Below are 19,073 nucleotides of genomic sequence, written 5' to 3'. Positions count from 1 at the left end.
TGCACATCGGTGTATGGGGGGAGGAATTCATCCCCTGGGTAATTCATGCCGGGGAAGAAAAGGTCCCCTTTCGCTTTTTCCTCGACACTGGGAGATTTACTGTCCAACTCAGAACTGCGGAGATGCACTTGCTGTCGTGATGCGTCTCGGCCGTTCGGACGTCGCACCTCCGAACGCGGCGCCTTGTCGCAGCCTCGGCCGAAGGAAGCGAGTCACGGATGACCAGAGCCACCCCCACGGCGCGGGCTGGCCTGTTGCTGCCCGTTGCCCTGGTCGCTGCCTACTACGGCGCCTACATCGCGGTGTTGTCCCCACCCATGATCAGCATGGCGCTGCGCGTGCGTGACGTGCTGCCACCGGCACAGGCGTAGCCCCGGCATCGCGCGGAAGGCCGACGGATCTCCGCCATTACCCCATCGCACAGGCCCACTTCACCTCGCGGTGATACAGCCGACTGGCCCGTACTCACCTGGACACTCGACCATGACTACTCCGGACACCCCCACGCCGCCCACCGCGAGAGTCCCCTCCACAGCGGACGGGAACAGGATGAGCCGCGGCCTGACTCTGCTGTTCGCAGTCGCCGGTGGCACCGCCGTCGCCAACCTCTACTGGGCACAGCCGCTGCTCGGCTTCATCGGCGGCGACCTGCACGCCTCGACCGCGTCAGCGGGTTGGCTCGTGACAGCCACGCAGATCGGCTACGCGACCGGAGCACTGCTGCTGGTCCCGCTCGGCGATGTCCTCGACCGGCGCCGGTTCATCCCTGGAATGATGCTCTGCGCTGCCCTCGCGCTCATCGCCTGCGCCATCGCTCCTTCCCTGGGCGCGCTCCTGGTGGCGACCACTCTCCTAGGGCTGACGACCGTCAGCGGCCAGTTGCTCACCCCGCTCGCCGGTGACCTCGCCGACGACACCAACCGCGGGCGCGTGGTGGGGACGGTGGTCTCCGGGCTGCTCATCGGCATCCTCACCTCCCGCACCATCAGCGGATTCGTCGCGGACGCGGCCGGATGGCGCGCCCTCTACTTCGTCGCCGCGGCGATCTCCGCCGCCTTCGCGTTGCTCCTTCACCGCGCGATTCCTCCCGTCGCCTCGAAGGTCAACCTGCCCTACCCACAGTTGTTGCTCTCGGTGTGGCAGGTGATCCGGCAGGAACGCGCGGTGCGCTGGACGCTGTTCCTCGGCGCCACCGCCTTCGGCGTCTTCACCCTGTTCTGGACCGGGCTGACCTTCCTGCTCAGCGCGGAGCCGTTCTCCTACCCGGTCTCCGTGATCGGCCTGTTCGGCCTCGTCGGTCTGGCCGGGGCGCTGGCCGCCCGGCGTGCGGGGCGACTTCACGACCGGGGCCGGTCCATGCCGGCGACCGGGTGGGGGTGGGCGGCGGTCGTGGTCTCGTTCATCGTCGCGGCCTTCGCCGAGCGTTCCGTCGTGGGGATCGTCGTGGCCGTCGTGCTGCTCGACATCGCCGTACAGGGCGTGAACATCCTCAACCAGACACGGCTGTTCGCGCTCGCGCCCCAGGCCCGGAGTCGCCTCAACACGGCCTTCGTCACCTGCAACTTCCTCGGCGGCGCGGCCGGCTCCGCGGCAGCCTCCGTCCTGTGGTCCGCCGCCGGCTGGACGGCCGTCTCGCTGACCGGCGCCGGCCTCGCCTGCGTCGCACTCCTCGTGTGGGCCCTCGGCCGCCGCGGACCGCTCCTCTCCGAGAGAAGCGGATGAACGCCCTCCCTCGAACGTCAGTTTTCTTCCACTGCTCTAGTCAGGAGTGATTGCGCATGACCACTGCACAGCACAAGATCGGCTCCGGGTTCGACGCCAGGAGCACCGCCGACGACGTCCTCCAGGGCATCGACCTGAGCGGCAAGCTCGCGATCGTCACCGGCGGCTACTCGGGCATCGGCCTGGAGACCACCCGTGCGCTCACCCGGGCCGGCGCCCACGTCGTCATCCCCGCGCGTAGGCCCGCGGACGCCCGGGGCGCGCTCGACGGGGTCCTCGGCGTCGAGGTGGACGAGCTGGATCTCGGCGACCTGGAGAGTGTCCGCGGATTCGCGGAGCGGTTCCTTGACTCAAGCAGGAGTGTCGACATCGTCATCGACAGCGCCGGGATCATGGCATGCCCCGAAACCCGGGTCGGGCCCGGCTGGGAAGCGCAGTTCGCGACCAACCACCTCGGTCACTTCGCCCTCGTCAACAGGCTGTGGCCGGCGCTCGAACCCGACGGCGCACGGGTCGTCTCCGTCTCCTCCGGCGGCCATCACATGTCCGGCATCCGCTGGGACGACGTCCAGTGGGAGCGGGGCTACGACAAGTGGCAGGCGTACGGGCAGGCGAAGACCGCGAACGCGCTCTTCGCGGTGCACCTGGACAGGCTCGGCAAGGACTTCGGCGTCCGCGCCTTCGCCGTGCATCCCGGCGTCATCATCACACCGCTCCTGCGGCACGTGCCCGAGGAGGAGAAGGTGGAGTTCGGCTGGTTCGACGAGGACGGCAACCTGCGCGACCCGGACTTCTTCAAGACCCCTCAGCAGGGCGCGGCCACGCAGGTGTGGGCCGCGAACTCCCCCCAGCTGGCCGGCCTGGGCGGTCTCTACCTCGAGGACTGCGACGTGGCCGAGCCCGCCCCCGCCGACGGCGAGATGCGCGGTGTGAAGGACTGGGCGACCGACCCCGAGCAGGCGGCGCGGCTGTGGGAGCTGTCGGCGGAGCTGACGGGTGTGAACGCGTTCGCCGCGTAGCGCGTGAGTGGGGCCGGACGTCGCGCGACGCCCGGCCACACACACGGGTGACGTGGAGGGCAGTCGTCTCAGTGCCCGTACGTGCCCCGCATCAGAAGGTCAGGACCAGTCGGCCACGTACTCCGCCCGCAGCGAGGAGCCGGTGTGCCTCGGCGGCCTGTTCCGCCGGGAAGGTCCTGGCGACCCTGAGGGTGATCTGGCCGTCCTCCGCTTGCTGCCGGAGCCGGTCGAGCTTGGCGTGCTCGCGGGCGTAGCGGAACACGACGATCGGCTCGTAGACGATGCCGCGTTCGCCGGGACCGTTGTAGCCGAGCAGTGTCACCACCCGGCCGCCGTCACGCACCGCCCGGGCGGTGAGAGCGCCGAGCGACGCGCCGTCGAGGAGGCCGTCGACGCCCTCCGGGACCTCTGCGCGTACCCGGTCCGGGTACTCGGCGCCGCGACGCAGGACGGTGTCGGCACCCAGTTCCTTGACCAGGGTCTCGTCCTGCTCCGATGCGTCGGCCACCACCCGCAGCCCGTCCGCCTTGGCCAGCTGGACGGCATAGCCGCCCACCGCGCCGGCCGCTCCGGTGACGGCGACGGTCTGGCCGGGTTCCAGGCCGAGGGTGTCCAGGGCCAGGCGCGCGGTCAGCCCGTTCATCGGCAGCGACGCCGCCTGCGCGTCGCTTACGCCGTGGGGTGCGCGCACCACCGAATCCGCCGGTACGACGACCTGCTCGGCGTAGGCTCCACGGGAACCGTCGGCAAGCACGAACGCCATCACCTGGTCACCGACGCTGAGGTCCGTCTCCGTACCCGCGCCGATCTGGTCCACGACACCGGCGGCCTCCATGCCGGGAACGAACGGCGGCCGGGCGTCCGGAGACCTGGCGGGTCCGCGGCGCTGAATGGCGTCGACCGCGTTTACGGTCGCGGCACTCACCCGGATACGCACCTCGCCCGGACCGGCGTCCGGGACAGGCAGCTCCAGAACCTGAAGCACCTCCGGCCCACCGAATTCCGTGAAACCTACAGCCTTCATGCGAAGCACCTCATTGTCTGACATGCGGTCGTTGAGGTGTCCGACCTTTCCGTCTCGCGTACGCCCGGAAAAGGGGAAGGTTCTTGGCCGGGATACGGCCATAAGGGGGACGTATCCCTCCCCCCCATGTGTGGCACCGCACCGCCGGTCAGCCCTTGTGGGCACGCGTGAGAGAAGGCTCAGGTAGCCGCGTCGGACGCCGACGGTTTCTGGTCGGCGGTCCAGGAAGCGAGCAGGCGTAGCCCGTCGTGGGAGGGGGTGCCGGGTTCCGCGTTCCACACGATGATGTGCTGGTCGGGGTCCGTGCCGCAGGTGAGCGTGTTCCAGTCGAGCGTCAGTTCGCCCACCACCGGGTGACGCAGCTTTTTGACGCCGTTGCCCCGCATCGCGACGTCGTGTTCGGTCCACCACTGCCGGAACTGTGGGTCACGGGCGGAGAGTTCCTCGACCAGTGCGGTGAGAGGCTGGTCGTCGGGATAGCGCGCGCTCTCCATGCGCAGCTGGGCGATGGCCAGCCGGGTGACCTCCTCCCAGTCGACGTACAGCTCACGCATCCAGGGTTCGGTGAACAGCAGCCGCACGAACACCCGCTCCTGCTCGGGGTAGCGCCCGAAATCGGTCCACAGGGCGGCGGCGAGGCGGTTCCAGCCCAGGATGTCGGTGCACCGGCCGATGACGAAGGCCGGGGAGGCGCTGAGGTCGTCCAGCATGCGCTGCAGCTGTGGGTCCACCTGCTGGCGCTCGCGGTACGCGGCCGGGCGCACTCGCTCCTTCGCCGCGAGGTCGAAGAGATAGGTGCGCTGGGCGTCGTTCAGACGGAGCACCTGGGCGATCTCGTCGAGGAGGGGAGCTGACGCCTGGAGCCGGCCCTGCTCGATCCGGGTGTAGTACTCGGTGCTGATCGCGGCGAGGAGCGCCACCTCCTCGCGGCGCAGACCCTTCACGCGCCTCCGTTGCCCGCCGCGGAGGCCGACCTCGGAGGGGGTGAGCTCAGCGCGACGAGCCTTGAGGAACTCACCCAGCTCGTTCAGATGAGGGTTGCGGTTCATGACCTTCAGCTTGGCATAAACGCCGCATCTTGTGAGGGGGACGGATCCGTCCCCTGGCTGATCGGCCAGTGGGCACGATCCCCTCGATTGTGGTACGTCCCGCAGCAGGACCGGTGGCCCGTGGCGTGCTCACGCCACGGGCCACCGGCTGGAGCTTTCCGAGGTGTCAGCTCAGTGCCTTGACCAGCTCCTGGGCGAGGGCAACGGCCGAGACCGGGTTCTGGCCGGTGTAGAGGGTGCGGTCGACCTGGACGTGCGGGGTGAACGGGTCGGCCTCGCGGTAGTCCGCCCCGAGTTCGCCCACGAGGCGGTCCTGCAGCAGCCACTTCGCGCGGTCCGCGAGACCGTTCAGCTTCTCCTCGGCGTTGGACAGGCCGGTGAGGCGGTAACCGTGGAACGGGGAGGTCCCGTCCGGGCCGATCGTCGCCAGCAGTGCTGCGGGGCCGTGGCACACCAGGGACACCGGCTTGCCCGAGGCGAGCCACTCGGTGAGCAGCTTGCCGGAGGCGGCGTCGTCGGGCAGGTCCTCCATCGGGCCCCAGCCACCGGGATAGAACACGGCCACGTAGTCGGCGATGTTCACGTCCTCGATGCGCATCGGGTGCGCCAGCTCGGTCGCCTCCCGCAGTGCGGTCCGCATGTGCTCGGCGCCTTCCTCGCCGCCGTTGAACTCGGCGGTGAGGCTGAGCGCGTCCGCGGTCGGCGGTACACCGCCGGGCGTCGCCGCCGCGATCTCGTATCCGGCCTCCTTGAAGACCTGGTAGGGGCCGATCGCTTCCTCGGCCCAGAAGCCGGCCGGCTGGCGGGTGCCGTCGGCCAGCGTCCAGTGGTCGGACGCGGTGATCACGAAGAGGATCTTCGCCATGGTTGTCGTCTCCTGGTGAGGGTGTCAGCCCTTGAGGGCTTCCTGGAGGATGTGGCTGTCGGCGGCCTGCCGCATGCTCACGGCCTTGCCGTCACGGACGGTCCACAGATGGATGAACCGGACGTCGGCCTTGTTCCCGGTCTTCGTCTCGGCGTGGTAGTGGCCGAACACGAAGACATGGCCTTCGTCGTCGGCGTAGAACTCCTCGGGCACCGCGCCGAAGGAGTCGTAGTTCGGCATCGTCCTGCCGAAGAAGTTCTTGGCCGCGTCGTCCCAGCCGTGGTAGACGCCGCTGTTCGGGAAGCCGGGGGTGATGTCCCAGACGAGGTCCGGCGCCATGACCTCGGCGGTCACTTCCGGGGACATTCCGGATTCGTACAGCCGGCGGATGAGGGCGAGGCTCGGGGAATCGGACACGACGTACTCCTTGCGGGGGGGTGATGGATGGAGCGGGGAAAGAGTTCTGGGATCAGGCGGCGAGGGCGGTCCGCCCGGCGCGGAAGATCGCGGTCTGGCGTGCGACGCGGGCGCGCCCAGGTGCTCCGCGGTGGCGATGTCCGACTTGTGGACCGCCTCCGGGCCGGCGTCGGTCGGGCTCTGGGCGCCGGCGCCCAGGAAGAAGCCCAGCCGGTTGATGTCGTCCTCGCTGCCCGTGGTGGAGTCCCAGCCCGGATGCAGGCCCAGGCTGATCCAGTGCATGCCGTGCTGGGCGGCCATCGTGGCGAAGTAGCCCAGGGTGGACGACTTGTCACCGTTCTTGGCCCCGGAGTTGGTGAAACCTGCGGCGAGCTTGTCCACCCAGGAGTGGGAGAACCAGCGCTTGCTGCTGGCCTCGGCGAACGCGTGGAAGGCCGCGGAGGCGGTACCCATATAGGTGGGGGCGCCGAAGACGATCGCGTCAGCGGCGTCCAGCTGTGCCCACTGCTCGTCCGTAATGGTGTCGACGGAAATCGAGACGACCTCGACGCCCGCTCCCGCCGCACCACGCGCCACGGCTTCGGCGATGACGGCCGTGTGGCCGTAGCCCGAATGAAAGGCGATGGCGACGGTGGGGTGGCCGGGATGGGACATGGTGATGGTGCTCCTCGAATGATTTCTACGGCGGGCTAGGCTCTCCGGGCGTTTGCCCTGGGGGCCTTCTACTGAAGGACGGCGAAGAACTTCGCCATCTTGGTGAGCGCCTGATCCATGTACTCGGGAACGTCGTACATGGCGATGTGAGTCGCCCCGTCGACGACGAACAGTTCCTTCGGGCCCTTGGAAAGCTCGTAAGCCTGGTCGCTGAACACTTTTGTGTCCGCCTTGCTCCCCGCGATGAGGAGCAGCGGCTGGGTCAGCAGTTCCGGGATTTGATGGAACGTCGAGAACGCGTACATCTTGTCCATGCTGGTCAGCAGAAAGCGGCCCTTGGAACGGGGATGCTGACCACGCGGAGTCCGGTAGTAGTCGTATCCCTCGCGGAGGAGGTCCGGCGTGTTGTCGTCGATCTCCTCCAGCGTTTCCGGGACGAACGGGACGTAGGCGGGCTCCGCTCCCCTCGCCTCCGCTGTGCGCTGCTGAGCGGCCATCTCCAGGTTCCTGATCTGCTCGGACACCGGAGACGTATGCCCCAGGAAGGCCCTGGAACCCTCGCCCATCGGAGCCGCGCTGACGGTGGCGACCGCCTTGAAACGGCGTTCGGTCTGCGCCACGCTGAGCGCGTAACCGCCACCGGCGCAGATGCCGAAGACGCCCATCCGCTCGGTGTCCACGTACGGGAGAGTGGTGAGGAAGTCCGCCGCGCAGCGGGCGTCCTCCACCCTGGTCGTCGGGTCTTCCAGAAGGCGCGGTTCGCCGCCGCTCTCTCCCTGGTAGGAGGAGTCGTAGACCACGGTGACGAATCCTTCGGAAGCCAGCCGCTTCGCGTACTGGCCGATGGTCTGTTCCTTTACACCGCCGGCCGGATGAATTCCGACAAGGGCCGGGTATTTCTTATCTTCGTCGAAATCGTCCGGCAGGTGGAGGTGTCCCGCGATCTCTACTGCCTTGTTCTTGAATGAAACAGCCTCGACCATGACGCCCGTCCCTTTGTCGGCCGCGATCCGCCCATCGGCGGTCCGCACACCATGATTCGCCGGTGCCGAGATGATGTCCACTCGCGATGGGGGGAAGAAATCATCCCCTGGATATGAATTCCCGGGTGTCCACCTCTCCGTCTCATTCCGCGGGGGGTGTGAAGCCGGCGCGCGGTATTCCTGCCCCGTGCGCGGTGGGCCACCACGGCATCGCCGGCGTGACGGCCATGCCGTGGACGTACGCCGGACGCTGCTGGGGCGAACGCGGGATGCGCAGCTCCTGCACTGCACTGCTACCCGTTCCGCTGTGGCGGCCGCGGTTCACTGCCGGACTCGGTCGGAATGCGCGCGAGGGTCGCGTGGGAGAACGCCGTATGCGCGCGAGGGTTGCGTGGGAGAACGCCGTTGTTCGCTGCCGTGCCCGCCGCGAGGAGGCGCCGCGGAACGTCGACTGCGGCCCCCTTCACTCGTGGCGATCATGGTGAGCTCACCTGAACCGCAGTGCTGGCGGGACCCGTGCGGCGTACAGGAATGTTGGAGGGTGGTCAGCCACTGGGCCACGGTCCGACCTGAGGACCCAACGACATGCTCCGAGCAAACGTTCTGACCTGCAGCGATCAGCTGGGCGTTTCCCAATCGATGAGTGTGCGTTCCGGAGCGATCTCCTGGCCACCCACTGACCTGCGGCGACGGAGTTTTCTGCCGAGATGCGGACAGGTGATCGGGTAACGGCGGGTCTGCTGTCGCCGTAACGGGTGGAGGCGGGCGAAATCTAGTGTTCTGAGTCAGGAATTCGCTTCAGATAGGAAGCGAGGCGTTCGAGGATTTCGTCGGCGGTCTTGGTCCAGACGTACGGCTTGGGATCCTCGTTCCAGTTGCCGATCCAGGTGCGGATGTCTCTTTCAAGGGCCTGGACGGAGCGGTGGACGCCTCGCCGTATCCGCTTGTTGCTCAGCTCGGCGAACCACCGCTCGACCAGGTTCAGCCAGGACGAGCCGGTCGGAGTGAAGTGCAGGCGGAAGCGGGGGTGGGCCAACAGCCACTTCTTGATTGCGGGCGTCTTGTGGGTGGCGTAGTTGTCCAGCACGAGATGGACGTCCAGGCCCGCCGGCACTTCACGGTCAAGTTTGACCAGGAACTTCTTGAACTCTTCGGCGCGGTGCCTGCGGTGCAGGGAACCGATCACCTGGCCGGTCGCGGTATTGAGTGCGGCGAACAGGGTGGTCGTGCCGGCCCGGACGTAGTCATGAGTTGCCCGTTCAGGCACTCCCGGCATCATCGGCAGCACGGGCTGGGACCGGTCCAGGGCCTGGATCTGCGATTTTTCATCGACACAGAACACCAGCGCCCGCTCGGGCGGGTCCAGATACAGGCCGACCACGTCGTGGACCTTGTCGACGAAGAAGGGATCGGTCGACAGCTTGAAGGTCTCCGAGCGGTGAGGCTGCAGACCGAATGCCCGCCAGATCCGGGACACCGTCGACTGCGACAAACCGAGCTCCTGCGCCATCGACCGCGTCGACCAATGCGTGGCGTTCTTCGGCTTCGATTCCAACGTTCTGCTCACGACGGCGGCGACCCGCTCATCACTCACCGACCGCGGACCACCAGACCGGGGCAGATCACCAAGGCCCTCCAGACGGTCCCGCACAAAGCGGGCCCGCCACTTGCCGACCGTGTGCTCCTCAACCCCGACCTGCCGCGCAACCTCCCGGTTCGTGGCACCGGCCGCACACGCCAGAACGATCCGGCATCGCATGGCCAGCGCCTGAGGCGTCGACCGCCGCCGCACCAACTCTTCTAACCTCGCCCGCTCCACAGCGGTCACTACCAACTCGGCCTTCGGCCGCCCCAGACGTGCCACAGGACAAGCCTACCGAACTGCACCGAACTCAAGACTCAGAACACTAGAACCTGATTTCGAATACCGGGCCCTCGCGTTCTGTGGCCGGGCAAGGTGGGCTGTGATGCTGTGTTCGATCACTCATGTGGGTTGCGGTACCTCCTGCGGGGGATTGCCGGAGACCGCCTGGCCGGTCATGGCGCGGCGAGGTCCGGGCGGAAGGCGACGGCGTCGCGAAGGAAGCTGCGCTTGGAGTAGAAGGTGTGCTCGGCCGCCCAGCTGTGACTGGCGAGGTACTCGCAGAGCCAGCTGTCGATCCGCTTCATCTCGATGAGGACCTCGTCCTCGTCGTGGTCGAGGATGCTGCGCGAGCGGAGGTACTCCAGCTCGCACTGGGAGAGCACCACGTCGGGCGCCGCGAGGAGGGCGCAGCGGTCGAAGAAGATGCCGTAGACGTGTCCGGTACGCAGCGACTCGCACTGGATGTCGTAACGGACGCGCTGGAAGGGAGGCATGGCCCGGACCTGGAGGCCCAGGTCCTCGCGCAGGAACGTCCCGAAACGGTCGGGGGTGATGTCGAGGCCATAGGTGAGTTCCTCGCGGCGGGCGAAGGCGTCCTCGGTGAACCACTTCCGCTTGAGCACGTGCCCGGCGGTGACGGTGGGAATGAAGGAGGCGTAGCCGATCTCGGGCTCGGGGCCGGTGACGTCGAACAGATGGTTCTCGGTGTGGTGGATCTGGAACTCTTCCCGGTACTCCGGACGGCAGCCTTCCAGCTTGCCGTCGCGCAGTGCCTTGAGCAGTTCCATGGACGCGGCCCATATGTTCGGTGCCGGGTCGAGGGTGTACTTGAACTCCAGCTCGGTGCCGGAGAAGTGCTTGTGGAAGTACCGCAGGTGGTTGTTGAGCGCCGTGCTCGACTCGGCGTGCGCCGTCAGCATGGGCTCGAGCCAGCGCAGCTCCTGGACCGGGCCGTGGCCGACTGGTTCTCGGGTGGTGCGGACGAAGCAGGCGTCCTCGGGGTGGAAGCGGATCTGCGCGTACGCGTGGTAGCCGCCGCCGGGGTGTTCGGCCAGGTAGCACAGCGGCACCAGGCCGGGGGCGGCCTCGGTGCCGACCAGGTCGCGCAGGCCGGGGCCGGCGATGGCGTCGGGGAACAGTTCGCTGCCGTCGATCCTGGCCGCCCCGAGGCGGGTGCCGCCGGGGTGGAGCGCTTCGGCCTGGCAGGGCCCCAGTGCGTTCCAGTGGACGATCACGGTGGTGGCCGGCCTGCATACCTCTTGCGGTGGCACCCGTACGACGACGATCGGCTCGTCTGGTCGCCGTGGCGCGGTGCGGTTGAGGAGGTGGACGCCGCCGAGGACGACCCAGGCTCCCTGGCCCGAGGGCTGCTCATCGTGCACGCTGGTCTCCTTCGTGTGAAGCGGGCACCATGGGTGATCGCCCTGCAGCCCGAAGGGGCTACCGGGTCGGCCGGGCATCCCCGGATGGCTGCCTGGTCGTCGATGTGACGTCCGGGCGGTTCGTCGGCCTAGGGTGGGGCGGGTGAGTCATGGTGAAGTCGGTCAGGTGATCTTGGACGAGGCTGTTGCGGATGCCCGCCTCGCCGCATGGGAGTTCGACGGTGCACGGGCCTGGCTGGAGGAAGCCCGTCGGTATCCGATGGAGCCGCTGGCGGCCGAGGTGTGGGTCACCGACCCTGCTTTCGAGCACGTCCTGCTGGTCAAGCACCGCGTGCGCGGATGGGTGCCGCCCGGTGGCAAGGTGGAGCCGGGCGAGGCACCGCGTGCGGCGGCGGCACGAGAGCTGCTGGAGGAGGCCGGCCTGCGCAGCGAGCTGCTGCCCGAGCCCGCAGCCGTGGCGGTGCGTTCCTACCGGGCCGACTGGTCTCCGACGCTGGGCCTGTCCTACGCCGCGGTCGTCGGACGCGACGTACCGCTCGCCGGAGAGCAGAACCAGCCGGCGGCATGGTTCCGTCTGGACACGAGCTGGGACAGCGTCTTCCCCGAGGACCGCGAGCGGATCCGTGCGCACGCTCGCCGCCTTGCGGCCGGCCGGCTCCCGCTGAGGTAGGACCCTGGCCGCCGTTCACAGGGCGGCCTCGATCCGGTCGAGGTCGGCCGAGGGCAGGGTGACGAGCTTAAGGTCGTGCAGGAAACGGCACCACACCGGCTCCAGGCCGGGTTCGCGCTCGAACTCTTCACGGTCCAGGCACCCGTTGGCGTACGCGGCGGTCCGCAGCGCGTGCTGCTGCAGCTGATCGGGGCGGATCCACCGAGGGGCGCGGACCTCCCGGGGCGAGGGGCACAGCGACCCGGAAACCTCGGCCTGGAAGATCCACCAGTGGTGGCCGACCGGACCGCTGGGCGTGAGGCGGCAGCGGTTGGGCCGCCACTGATCCAGCAACAGGTGCAGGTGGGCGACGTTGAGACCGACCTCTTCGGTGACCTCCTCGCGGGCTGCCTGCTCGGGGCCGCCATGCTCGTCGACGTGGCCGGCGACCAGGGCGATTCCGGCCGGAGGAGTCGCCCGCTCGAACACCAGCAGGCCGCTCGGAGAGGAGATCAGTACCCCAACGCTTGCGTGGTCACAGAGGCGGGCCCCGCCGCCGAGAGCCAGGGCGGCCGGAGTCATGCGGCGGCCTCCGGCCGTTGGGCGACGACGACGAGCCAGCTCGTCACGGCTGGGGCACCGGGGGTGGTCATGGCGTAGGCGGCGTCGAGGATCTGCATCCGCTGGGCGTGGGTGAAGTCGCCCTCAGGCCGCGCGAAGACGGGGATGGACAGCCACGCCTTCTTCTCGGCCATGGTGCTGTGCTGGGCGGTGACCTCACTGCCGACGACCGCCAGTCCGGCTGCTGACAGCTGCTCGGTGACCGTCTTCAGCGGCAGCTTCGGCGGCCCGTCCGGGTCGTTCGGCGGCGGGGTGTATCCGTGGCCCTCAGCGGCGACTTGACGGATGAGGGCGTTCAGGGAAGGCCCGGTGCGGGCGGACAGTTCGTCGGGGTGCAGGACGCCGGCGAAGCCGCCGCCGATGTTGAAGACGAAGTGCCCACCTGGGCGCAGGATGTGAGCGACGGCCGCGAATACTGCGGCGGTATCGGTCTTCCAGATAGCGGAGTTGCACACCACAGCATCGGCGGTTTCGGCGTGGAGGTGGTCGGCGAGCCGTTCGGCCGGGGAAGTGATCCAGGTCAGGCGGGCGTCGGTCAGGGTGCGGCGGCCGACACGCTGCATCGCGGCGGCGTTGTCGATGGAGACGACCCTGGCGTGGGCCGGGATGAGGTCGAGGATCGCGCGGGCGGTCGCGCCGGCGCCGCCGCACAGGTCGACCACCAGGCTGGCGTTGGCCAGATGGCCTCGGCGTGCGAGGTCGCGGCTGGTCGCGTCGTACATGGGGTGGGCGCGGGTGAAGGCGTGGTACGCCTCGGCGTTGGTGTCCTCGTCCCAGCCGAGGAGGGCGTCCTGGGGTCCCATGTTGCTGTGGCCTCGCTTCTCAGGGCGGCCCGGCAGTGCAGGCCGGGCGTTCGGTCAGGGTCAAAAGAGCGCGGACTGTACGGCGGCGGGCGGTGAAGAGAACTGTGCGCCGAGGACGATGCGCCGGCCCTTGAGGGCGCCGAGGTCGAGCAGGTAGGGCAGTTGTTCACCGTCGCCGTCGAGGGTGGCGAGGACCTGGGAGCCGAGGCAGGAGAGCACCGTCAGCCCGTGCTCACCGGAGCGCGGGTCGTGCGGGTACAAGGCGCGCCCGGCCTCCGGCGTCCGTAGTAGGTCGCCCTCGCCCGGCGGCGTCCACGGCTCCGGCGTGGCCGGGACGTTCAGGCCGCTCAGGGCCTCGGTGGCGCGGGCGAGGTGCTGCTGGTGGGCGGCGCGGGCCGGGGCGAGGTCGCGCAGCTCGGCCAGGGCCGCCAGCTTGGCCGCGGCTCGCACGGTCTGCGTCAGGCCGAGGCGGCGGGCGAGGGCCTCCTCCAGGAACCGCACGGCGCGGCCGTCAGCACTGTGGGCGAGGTAGGTGGCGATCAGCGCGCCCTGCTCGTCGAGGCGGGAGCGCTTACGGGGTTCGGCCGCGGTGCCGATCTTGGTGGTGCCGTCGGCGAACGTCGCCAGGTACAGCCAGTGCGGCTGGGCCATGTACGCCGCCAGGGCGTCGGGAACGTGCCCGCCGGAGTGGAACCGGTGGGCGAAGCGGAAGTCGTCCCGCCCGGCGCAGGCCGCGCACTGTCCGCCGGCCTCGGCTGGGGCCCGGTCAGGGCAGGCGACCGCCTCGACGCGGACGCGGTCGGCGAACCGGTACCGGCCGGTGCACCACCGGCCGGTACCGCTCACCTGGTAACCCAGGCGCCTGCCCGTGACCGGGGCGTAGACGAGCGGTCCGCCGGTCACGGGGGCAAGCAGAAGACGGGGGTCTCCGCTCGCCCAGGTGATGCCGTGGCAGACGAATGTCCCGCTAGCGGGCAGGGCCTGGTCCATGGTGCGTTCCTTGTCGATCGGGATCGGGGCTGGGTCAGACGGTCAGGTGCAGACGGTCGGCCAGGGCAGCGGCGGCGGCCTTGAAGACCTGGTCGCGGTCCAGCTGGGCGACGTCCAGCGTCAACCAGGCGCCGCGCTGCGCCTGTTCGCGCATCTGGTCCAGGACGGCGTCCTGGTAGCGGATGAAGTCCTCGTCACCGCCGCCGGCGTGGCCGGCTTCCAGGGAAGTGAACGAGCCCTTGCGGACGAGAGCCTCGCGGGCACCGATGTTCAGGAAGAACACCAGGTCCGGCTTTGTCAGATGCGCGAAGACCTGCTCGCACAGGTGGGGGGAGACCTCGGGGTTGACCGCGTACCGGGCGAGGATCTTGTGGTGCGCGTTGTCGAGGATCACGTAGGTGCCCGCGGCGAGGGCCGGCTGGATGACGAGCCGGTCCTGCAGGGTGTGCCAGGAAGCCAGGGCAAGCAGCCAGTAGTGGTCGCCGCATGCCTGGGCGACGCCGGCGTCGCGCCGGAAGACCAGCTCGTTGAGGCGGTCGAGGTAGCCGGACAGCTCCGGGTCCTGGGGGACGTCGGTGCTGTGCTTGCCGATGAGGACTGCCGTGTGGCCGACGTCGTTGAGGGCCTGGTGCAGGCGGGCGGCGAGGGTGGACTTGCCGGCCCCGTCACCGCCGACGAAGGTGATCAGCTTCCCGGCTGCGGTGGTGGCCGGCGTGTTCGCCGTCATCGGGTTTCTCCCAGGGGGTGGGTCGGGCTGGCGCTCAGGCGGCCGGTGATGATGGTGCGGATGCGGTCCACCAGGACGGCGCGCTGGCGCAGGACGTCGCTGTGACGCTCATTGGACAGGTCGGCGGGATAATGGGTGGCGAGGTTGTTGGAAATGACGTGGAGGTAGCCGAATCTGATCCCCGCCTGGCGAGCCGCCGCCCCCATGGGGCCGATCTCCGGGTCGACGAAGGCGTACGAGGCGGTGTGCTGGGCCAGCCAGTCGCGGTTCTCCAGCAGGATCGACGGGGAGGAGACGTGCAGGCCGCTGCGCACCCCTTCGTGGGCGGCGGCGTAGTCGCCGAAGAAGTCGTCCCAGCTCACCATCGCCCCGCGTACCAGGCTGGTGTTGCCGGTCGCCAGCCAGGCGTTCGGTTCGACACCGGGGGTCAGCGAGCCGACCTTGCCGACGTAGACGACATCGCCTGCGCCGAGTTCGGCAAGGCGCGCGACGACCCGTCCGGCCACGTCTCCCCAGATGCTGTGGAGGAACCCGAGGTAGACCACGCGACGGTCGGCGACTTCGATGCGCTGCCACGCGTAGCCGGGTCCGCGCGTCCACACTCCGTTCTCGGGAGCGAGGTACTGAAGGCCCCAGCCGACGATCACCAGGTCGCCGTCCAGTTCCAGGTCGAGCGCGTCGAGCGCCGCTCGGCACTCCTCCTGCTCGGGCGGCTGATAGGTGACGGTGCCAGCGGGGCGGCCGGTCATGGCCAGGTACGTGGCGATGATCAGGGCGTAGTGCTGGACGTAGTCGGCTCCGGGGAACGCCTTGACGATGAGGTCACGGCCGTGGATCTCTGCGGTGGGCCGTTCGATGTTGAACAGCTTCCCGGTCTTCTCGTACCGGGAGACCACCGCCGTGCGGTCGTAGCCGCCGATGACGCGGATGCTGTCCCAGTCCTGGTCCTGGATGAGGTGGTGGACCTTGATCTCCAGGTAGCGCAGCAGCCTCGCGTGGGTCATGGTGTGCCCGGCCGGCTCGATCGGGGCGGCGCGCAGGAGTCCGGGGGCGGGGTCGGCGAGTAAGGGGGTCATCGGTGCTCCTCGGCGATCGTCACGGTGCTGCCGGCCGCCGCGCGGACCACGGAGATGTTCTTCCGGATTAGGTCGAACCGGTCTTCGGGGATCGGGCCGAGCTTCTCGATGCGGGGCGTGGAGGGCTTCGCGTACGGGCCTTCGGGCAGCAAGGCGATGCCCATCGCACCGAGGATGACCGGGGCTGCGCCGTCCACGGAGGAGATCCACTCGTGCTCGCGCTGCTCGATCAGTTCCAGGTGCCCGGTCCGGCCCAGACCGAGCAGCCGGTAGATGAGCAGATCGTCGACCAGGCCGCGATCCTGCAGATAGGCAGTTGCCAACCAGCGGGTGCGGCACAGCTGCTCGTCGGGATCCGGTCGACGCGAGGCCGGCAGAGCGATGGCCCCGGCCCAGTCGCTGGTCACGAAGGCGTCGTAGGTGCGCAGCCACTCGTCGTCGTCCGCGGCGTGCAGGACCGCGCACAGCCGGAATGCGTCGCCGGACAGCTCCCGGATCTCGCGCGCGGCCTTCTCGCTCGCCTTCAAGGTCGCGGCCCCGTCCCACATGACGTCCGGCAGGATGATCTCCCTCGCGGACACCGCGAGCGCGGCTTCGACGAGGCGCTCCGCCGGCAGGGCGTAGCCGAGGTCGAAGAGCCCGTTGTCGACGATGATCTCGGCGCCTCGCTCGGCCTCGCGAGCGAAGAAGGCCCGGTAGATCTCGTCGGACAGCACGTGCTGGGCGGCCACGTGGTGGACGCGGGCCGGCTCCTGGGCGACGAAGTTCTCCAGGTAGGCAGGCGGAGCGATGACGGAGACGTCGATTCCCGCAGTGGTGATCACGGCGCCCCCCACAGGCCGGTCGTGAGGGTGAGGAACTGCTGGGAAAGGACGGGATCAGTGCCGAAGCGCCCGCCCGAGTGCACCGTGGTGGTGCGGGCCTCCTCCATCCGTACGCCCCGCATGCTCATGCACAGGTGCACGCCGCGCACGGCGACGGCGATGTTCTCGTGTCCGATCACGCCGTTGAGGTATTCGGCGACCTGGCGGGTGAAGCGTTCCTGGACCTGCAGTCGGCCGGCGAAATGCTGGGCGATCCGCCCGAACTTCGACAGGCCCACCACCTCGCCGTCCGGCACGTATCCGGCCGTGACCTGCAAGTTCATGGGCAGCATGTGGTGCTCGCAGAGCGACCACACGCTCATGCCGCCCACGATGACCAGCTGACCGCCCAACTGGGACTCGGTGAAGCAAGTGGCCGTTGCGGCGCCGTCCGGGGACAGGAAGGCGTTCCACCAGGCCGCCACGCGGTCCGGGGTGCCGGTCAACCCCTCGCGGGCGGGGTCCTCGCCCAGCTCGACCAAGAGCTGGTGGATCAGGCCGGCGACCCGGCTGGTGTCGATGACCGCAGCGGGCCCGGGGACGGCGGCGGTCGGCGCCGCCGCAGGGCTGGCGATAGAGGTCGTCATGGGCGTCTCTCGTTTCCGGGGACTGGGGAACGGATGGGGCATGGTGGCGCGTGCGGTCAGCGGCCTCGGGCGTCCGCGAAGGCCAACACGTGAAGCCGGGTGGTGAAGTGCCAGTGCCGGGCCGCGACCGCGTCCGCGAGGACCCGCGTGGTCGCGGTGATCACGTCGGGGGTGGTGCCCTCCGGCATCACCCACACCGGCGCGAGCCGGTAAGTGTCGGTCAGCTCGGCGATCCGGTCGAGGTCGGCCACCGTGGAAGCGACGAACTTGAACGCCGCCCGCCCGGAGGCCACAAACGCCTCCAGCGCGGCTGGCACGATGCTCTTGGTCTCCTTCACGCCGAAGCTGGCAAGCTTGGGCGAGACGTTGAACCGGACCCCGTCGGCCACCAGCTCGGGAGTGGGCGCGATGGTGCCGTTTGTCTCGAACTCGATCCGCTTGCCGGCTGCTGTCAGCCCCCGCACGAGAGGCACCAGCCGCGCCTGCTGGATCAACGGTTCGCCGCCGGTGATCACGACCAGCCCGACCGGCGAGGACGCGGCCCAGGCCACCAGGTCCGCCACGGACCGCTTCGCCGACTCCTTGCGCGGATCGAACCGGGACCAGTCCCAGGTGTACTTCGTGTCGCATTTCGCGCAGGTGAGATTGCACCGGGACAGGCGGATGAACAGCGCCGGGTGTCCGCAGCTCGGTCCCTCGCCCTGGAAGGTCGGCATCTCGACGCCGAAGCACTCCGCGACGATCAGGCGGGATTCGCCTTCGGCAGCCGTCGGTTCGTCGGTGATCGTCTCGGATGCGGTCACCGTCCCTCCACATCGAAGCGGGCCCAGCTGCTCTGGGTCTCGCGGACCAGAACGGCGACCAGGCGGCCAGGGATGGCGGGCTGAAGGTTCTGGATGAACCACCCGGCCAGGAACTGGGCCAGGCGCTCCGAGGTCGGCTCGCAGGGAAGAATCTCGTGCAGGTTGTGATGGTCGAGTTCGGTGTTCAGGAACTCTTTGAACGGAGCGAGCGCCCCGAAGTCCGCGACGAAGCCGGGCTCCTCCAGCGAGGGTGCGGTGAGGATGACCTCGACCTCGTAGCTGTGCCCGTGCTGGCGCGAGCACTTGTGCTCGTCCGGCAGCCCGGGAAGCCGGTGGCCAGCCTCGAAGTTGAACGTCTTCCCGATGGTGAAGTCGCCGGGTAGTGGAACAGCACTGAAGTCCACGGATTTCCTCCACGAGTTGAGGGTGAGGCAGCCTCTTCTTCAGGCGGCTGCGGTGTGTTCGTGCGAATGGGCTTGAGCGGCCCGGTCCAGAGCGTTCGTGAACCGCTCGGCGCGCTCGTCTCCCTCGGCCTCCTGGGCGCGGAGGTCACCGAACCGCTTCCAGTACCGTCGGCTGATGTCGCTCTTCATGATCCAGGCAGCGAAGAAGGGCAGGTGCCCCTTCGGGACGAAGCCGAGGCGGTCGCGCAGACTGAGCGCGCAGATGAGCCGGTTGGCCGACATGAGCTGCATGTACTCCTCGGCCTCCATGTCCTCCGGCTTCCAGAGCTTGGCGAGATCGGGATTGGTGGACATCTGCGCCAGCCAGTCGATCTGGTTGCCCGCGAGCAGCGCCTCGTTTCGCTCGGCCTGGTGTCGCGCGTCCTGCCGGAGCCGGGCCGTTCCGACCACGGCGGTGGTGAGGGAGACGGCAACACCGGCAGCGAGAACGGCGGTGGTGAGCTTCATGCGTCAGCAATCCTTTCGCAGAGCGGAGTTGCGGCCGCGAGACCGACTGGTCGAGAAGTTGGGG

At 68.9% G+C, this 19,073-nt stretch carries 20 protein-coding genes and 2 pseudogenes; 4 read left to right on the top strand and 18 right to left on the bottom strand.

From position 1 onward, the window contains the following. Window positions 1-218: 218 nt before the first annotated feature. The 3 genes from M2266_RS04650 (at window position 219) to M2266_RS04640 (ending at window position 2,741) form a co-directional block, all read left to right on the top strand. Entirely contained in the window at window positions 219-371 is a 153-nt protein-coding gene (locus M2266_RS04650) for a hypothetical protein (RefSeq protein WP_277436964.1), read from the top strand. A 178-nt stretch (window positions 372-549) separates the two neighbouring features. After that, window positions 550-1,722 carry an MFS transporter gene (locus tag M2266_RS04645; RefSeq protein WP_277436963.1) on the top strand — a complete coding sequence of 391 codons (1,173 nt, stop codon included), beginning with the start codon at window positions 550-552 and terminating at the stop codon, window positions 1,720-1,722. Window positions 1,723-1,778: 56 nt separating this feature from the next. Beyond that, entirely contained in the window at window positions 1,779-2,741 is a 963-nt protein-coding gene (locus M2266_RS04640; protein WP_277436962.1) for an SDR family NAD(P)-dependent oxidoreductase, read from the top strand. Between the two features lie 91 nt (window positions 2,742-2,832). Here M2266_RS04640 and M2266_RS04635 read toward each other — a convergent pair whose 3' ends face one another. The 8 genes and pseudogenes from M2266_RS04635 to M2266_RS04600 all read right to left on the bottom strand — a co-directional run bounded on the left by M2266_RS04635 (window position 2,833) and on the right by M2266_RS04600 (window position 10,979). Beyond that, on the bottom strand, window positions 2,833-3,765 hold the full coding sequence (locus M2266_RS04635; protein WP_277436961.1) for an NADP-dependent oxidoreductase: 933 nt from the start codon (window positions 3,763-3,765) through the stop codon (window positions 2,833-2,835). A gap of 179 nt (window positions 3,766-3,944) precedes the next feature. Next, complete coding sequence (locus M2266_RS04630) at window positions 3,945-4,814, bottom strand: helix-turn-helix domain-containing protein (protein ID WP_062246394.1); 870 nt, start codon at window positions 4,812-4,814, stop codon at window positions 3,945-3,947. A 166-nt stretch (window positions 4,815-4,980) separates the two neighbouring features. After that, on the bottom strand, window positions 4,981-5,679 hold the full coding sequence (locus M2266_RS04625; RefSeq protein WP_277436960.1) for a type 1 glutamine amidotransferase domain-containing protein: 699 nt from the start codon (window positions 5,677-5,679) through the stop codon (window positions 4,981-4,983). Window positions 5,680-5,703: 24 nt separating this feature from the next. Further along, window positions 5,704-6,027: pseudogene (locus tag M2266_RS04620) on the bottom strand (nuclear transport factor 2 family protein); the annotation flags it as partial. A gap of 121 nt (window positions 6,028-6,148) precedes the next feature. Continuing rightward, window positions 6,149-6,750, bottom strand: a pseudogene (locus M2266_RS04615) (flavodoxin family protein). A 68-nt stretch (window positions 6,751-6,818) separates the two neighbouring features. Further along, window positions 6,819-7,814, bottom strand: coding sequence for an alpha/beta hydrolase (locus tag M2266_RS04610; protein WP_277436959.1), 996 nt, complete (start codon window positions 7,812-7,814; stop codon window positions 6,819-6,821). Between the two features lie 691 nt (window positions 7,815-8,505). Then, the gene (locus M2266_RS04605; RefSeq protein ID WP_277436958.1) at window positions 8,506-9,597 is read right to left on the bottom strand and encodes an IS630 family transposase; all 1,092 of its coding nucleotides are present in this window, start codon (window positions 9,595-9,597) and stop codon (window positions 8,506-8,508) included. A gap of 173 nt (window positions 9,598-9,770) precedes the next feature. Next, complete coding sequence (locus tag M2266_RS04600) at window positions 9,771-10,979, bottom strand: hypothetical protein (protein WP_277436957.1); 1,209 nt, start codon at window positions 10,977-10,979, stop codon at window positions 9,771-9,773. 142 nt (window positions 10,980-11,121) lie between these two features. Between M2266_RS04600 and M2266_RS04595 the strand changes: the two genes are divergently transcribed. Beyond that, on the top strand, window positions 11,122-11,649 hold the full coding sequence (locus M2266_RS04595; protein WP_277436956.1) for an NUDIX domain-containing protein: 528 nt from the start codon (window positions 11,122-11,124) through the stop codon (window positions 11,647-11,649). Window positions 11,650-11,664: 15 nt separating this feature from the next. Here M2266_RS04595 and M2266_RS04590 read toward each other — a convergent pair whose 3' ends face one another. From M2266_RS04590 to M2266_RS04545, 10 genes are read right to left on the bottom strand one after another with little or no spacing between them, the layout of a single operon-like run. Beyond that, on the bottom strand, window positions 11,665-12,210 hold the full coding sequence (locus M2266_RS04590; protein ID WP_277436955.1) for an NUDIX hydrolase: 546 nt from the start codon (window positions 12,208-12,210) through the stop codon (window positions 11,665-11,667). Then, a complete protein-coding gene (locus tag M2266_RS04585) occupies window positions 12,207-13,052 on the bottom strand; it encodes a class I SAM-dependent methyltransferase (RefSeq protein WP_277436954.1) in 846 nt (281 codons plus the stop codon). Before M2266_RS04585 ends, M2266_RS04590 begins: the two co-directional genes overlap by 4 nt. 60 nt (window positions 13,053-13,112) lie before the next feature. Next, window positions 13,113-14,042 carry a DUF2797 domain-containing protein gene (locus M2266_RS04580; protein WP_277436953.1) on the bottom strand — a complete coding sequence of 310 codons (930 nt, stop codon included), beginning with the start codon at window positions 14,040-14,042 and terminating at the stop codon, window positions 13,113-13,115. A 34-nt stretch (window positions 14,043-14,076) separates the two neighbouring features. Next, complete coding sequence (locus M2266_RS04575) at window positions 14,077-14,769, bottom strand: thymidylate kinase (protein ID WP_277436952.1); 693 nt, start codon at window positions 14,767-14,769, stop codon at window positions 14,077-14,079. Continuing rightward, window positions 14,766-15,845 carry a hypothetical protein gene (locus M2266_RS04570; protein WP_277436951.1) on the bottom strand — a complete coding sequence of 360 codons (1,080 nt, stop codon included), beginning with the start codon at window positions 15,843-15,845 and terminating at the stop codon, window positions 14,766-14,768. Before M2266_RS04570 ends, M2266_RS04575 begins: the two co-directional genes overlap by 4 nt. Continuing rightward, window positions 15,842-16,669 carry a hypothetical protein gene (locus M2266_RS04565; RefSeq protein WP_277436950.1) on the bottom strand — a complete coding sequence of 276 codons (828 nt, stop codon included), beginning with the start codon at window positions 16,667-16,669 and terminating at the stop codon, window positions 15,842-15,844. The genes M2266_RS04570 and M2266_RS04565 overlap by 4 nt, the downstream gene beginning before the upstream one ends. Beyond that, window positions 16,666-17,295 (bottom strand): GTP cyclohydrolase I FolE, encoded by a 630-nt coding sequence (gene folE, locus M2266_RS04560; protein WP_277436949.1) that lies wholly within the window; start codon window positions 17,293-17,295, stop codon window positions 16,666-16,668. Before folE ends, M2266_RS04565 begins: the two co-directional genes overlap by 4 nt. Window positions 17,296-17,351: 56 nt before the next feature. Next, window positions 17,352-18,098, bottom strand: coding sequence for a 7-carboxy-7-deazaguanine synthase QueE (locus tag M2266_RS04555; RefSeq protein WP_277436948.1), 747 nt, complete (start codon window positions 18,096-18,098; stop codon window positions 17,352-17,354). After that, window positions 18,095-18,502, bottom strand: a complete 408-nt coding sequence (locus M2266_RS04550; protein WP_277436947.1) for a 6-carboxytetrahydropterin synthase — start codon at window positions 18,500-18,502, stop codon at window positions 18,095-18,097. Before M2266_RS04550 ends, M2266_RS04555 begins: the two co-directional genes overlap by 4 nt. A gap of 39 nt (window positions 18,503-18,541) precedes the next feature. Next, window positions 18,542-19,009 carry a DUF6082 family protein gene (locus M2266_RS04545; protein WP_277436946.1) on the bottom strand — a complete coding sequence of 156 codons (468 nt, stop codon included), beginning with the start codon at window positions 19,007-19,009 and terminating at the stop codon, window positions 18,542-18,544. Window positions 19,010-19,073: the final 64 nt, after the last annotated feature.

Source organism: Streptomyces sp. SPB162, assembly GCF_029504575.1.
In the GTDB taxonomy this organism is placed as follows: Bacteria; Actinomycetota; Actinomycetes; order Streptomycetales; family Streptomycetaceae; genus Actinacidiphila.
This window is presented reverse-complemented; position numbering and strand designations above follow the sequence as displayed.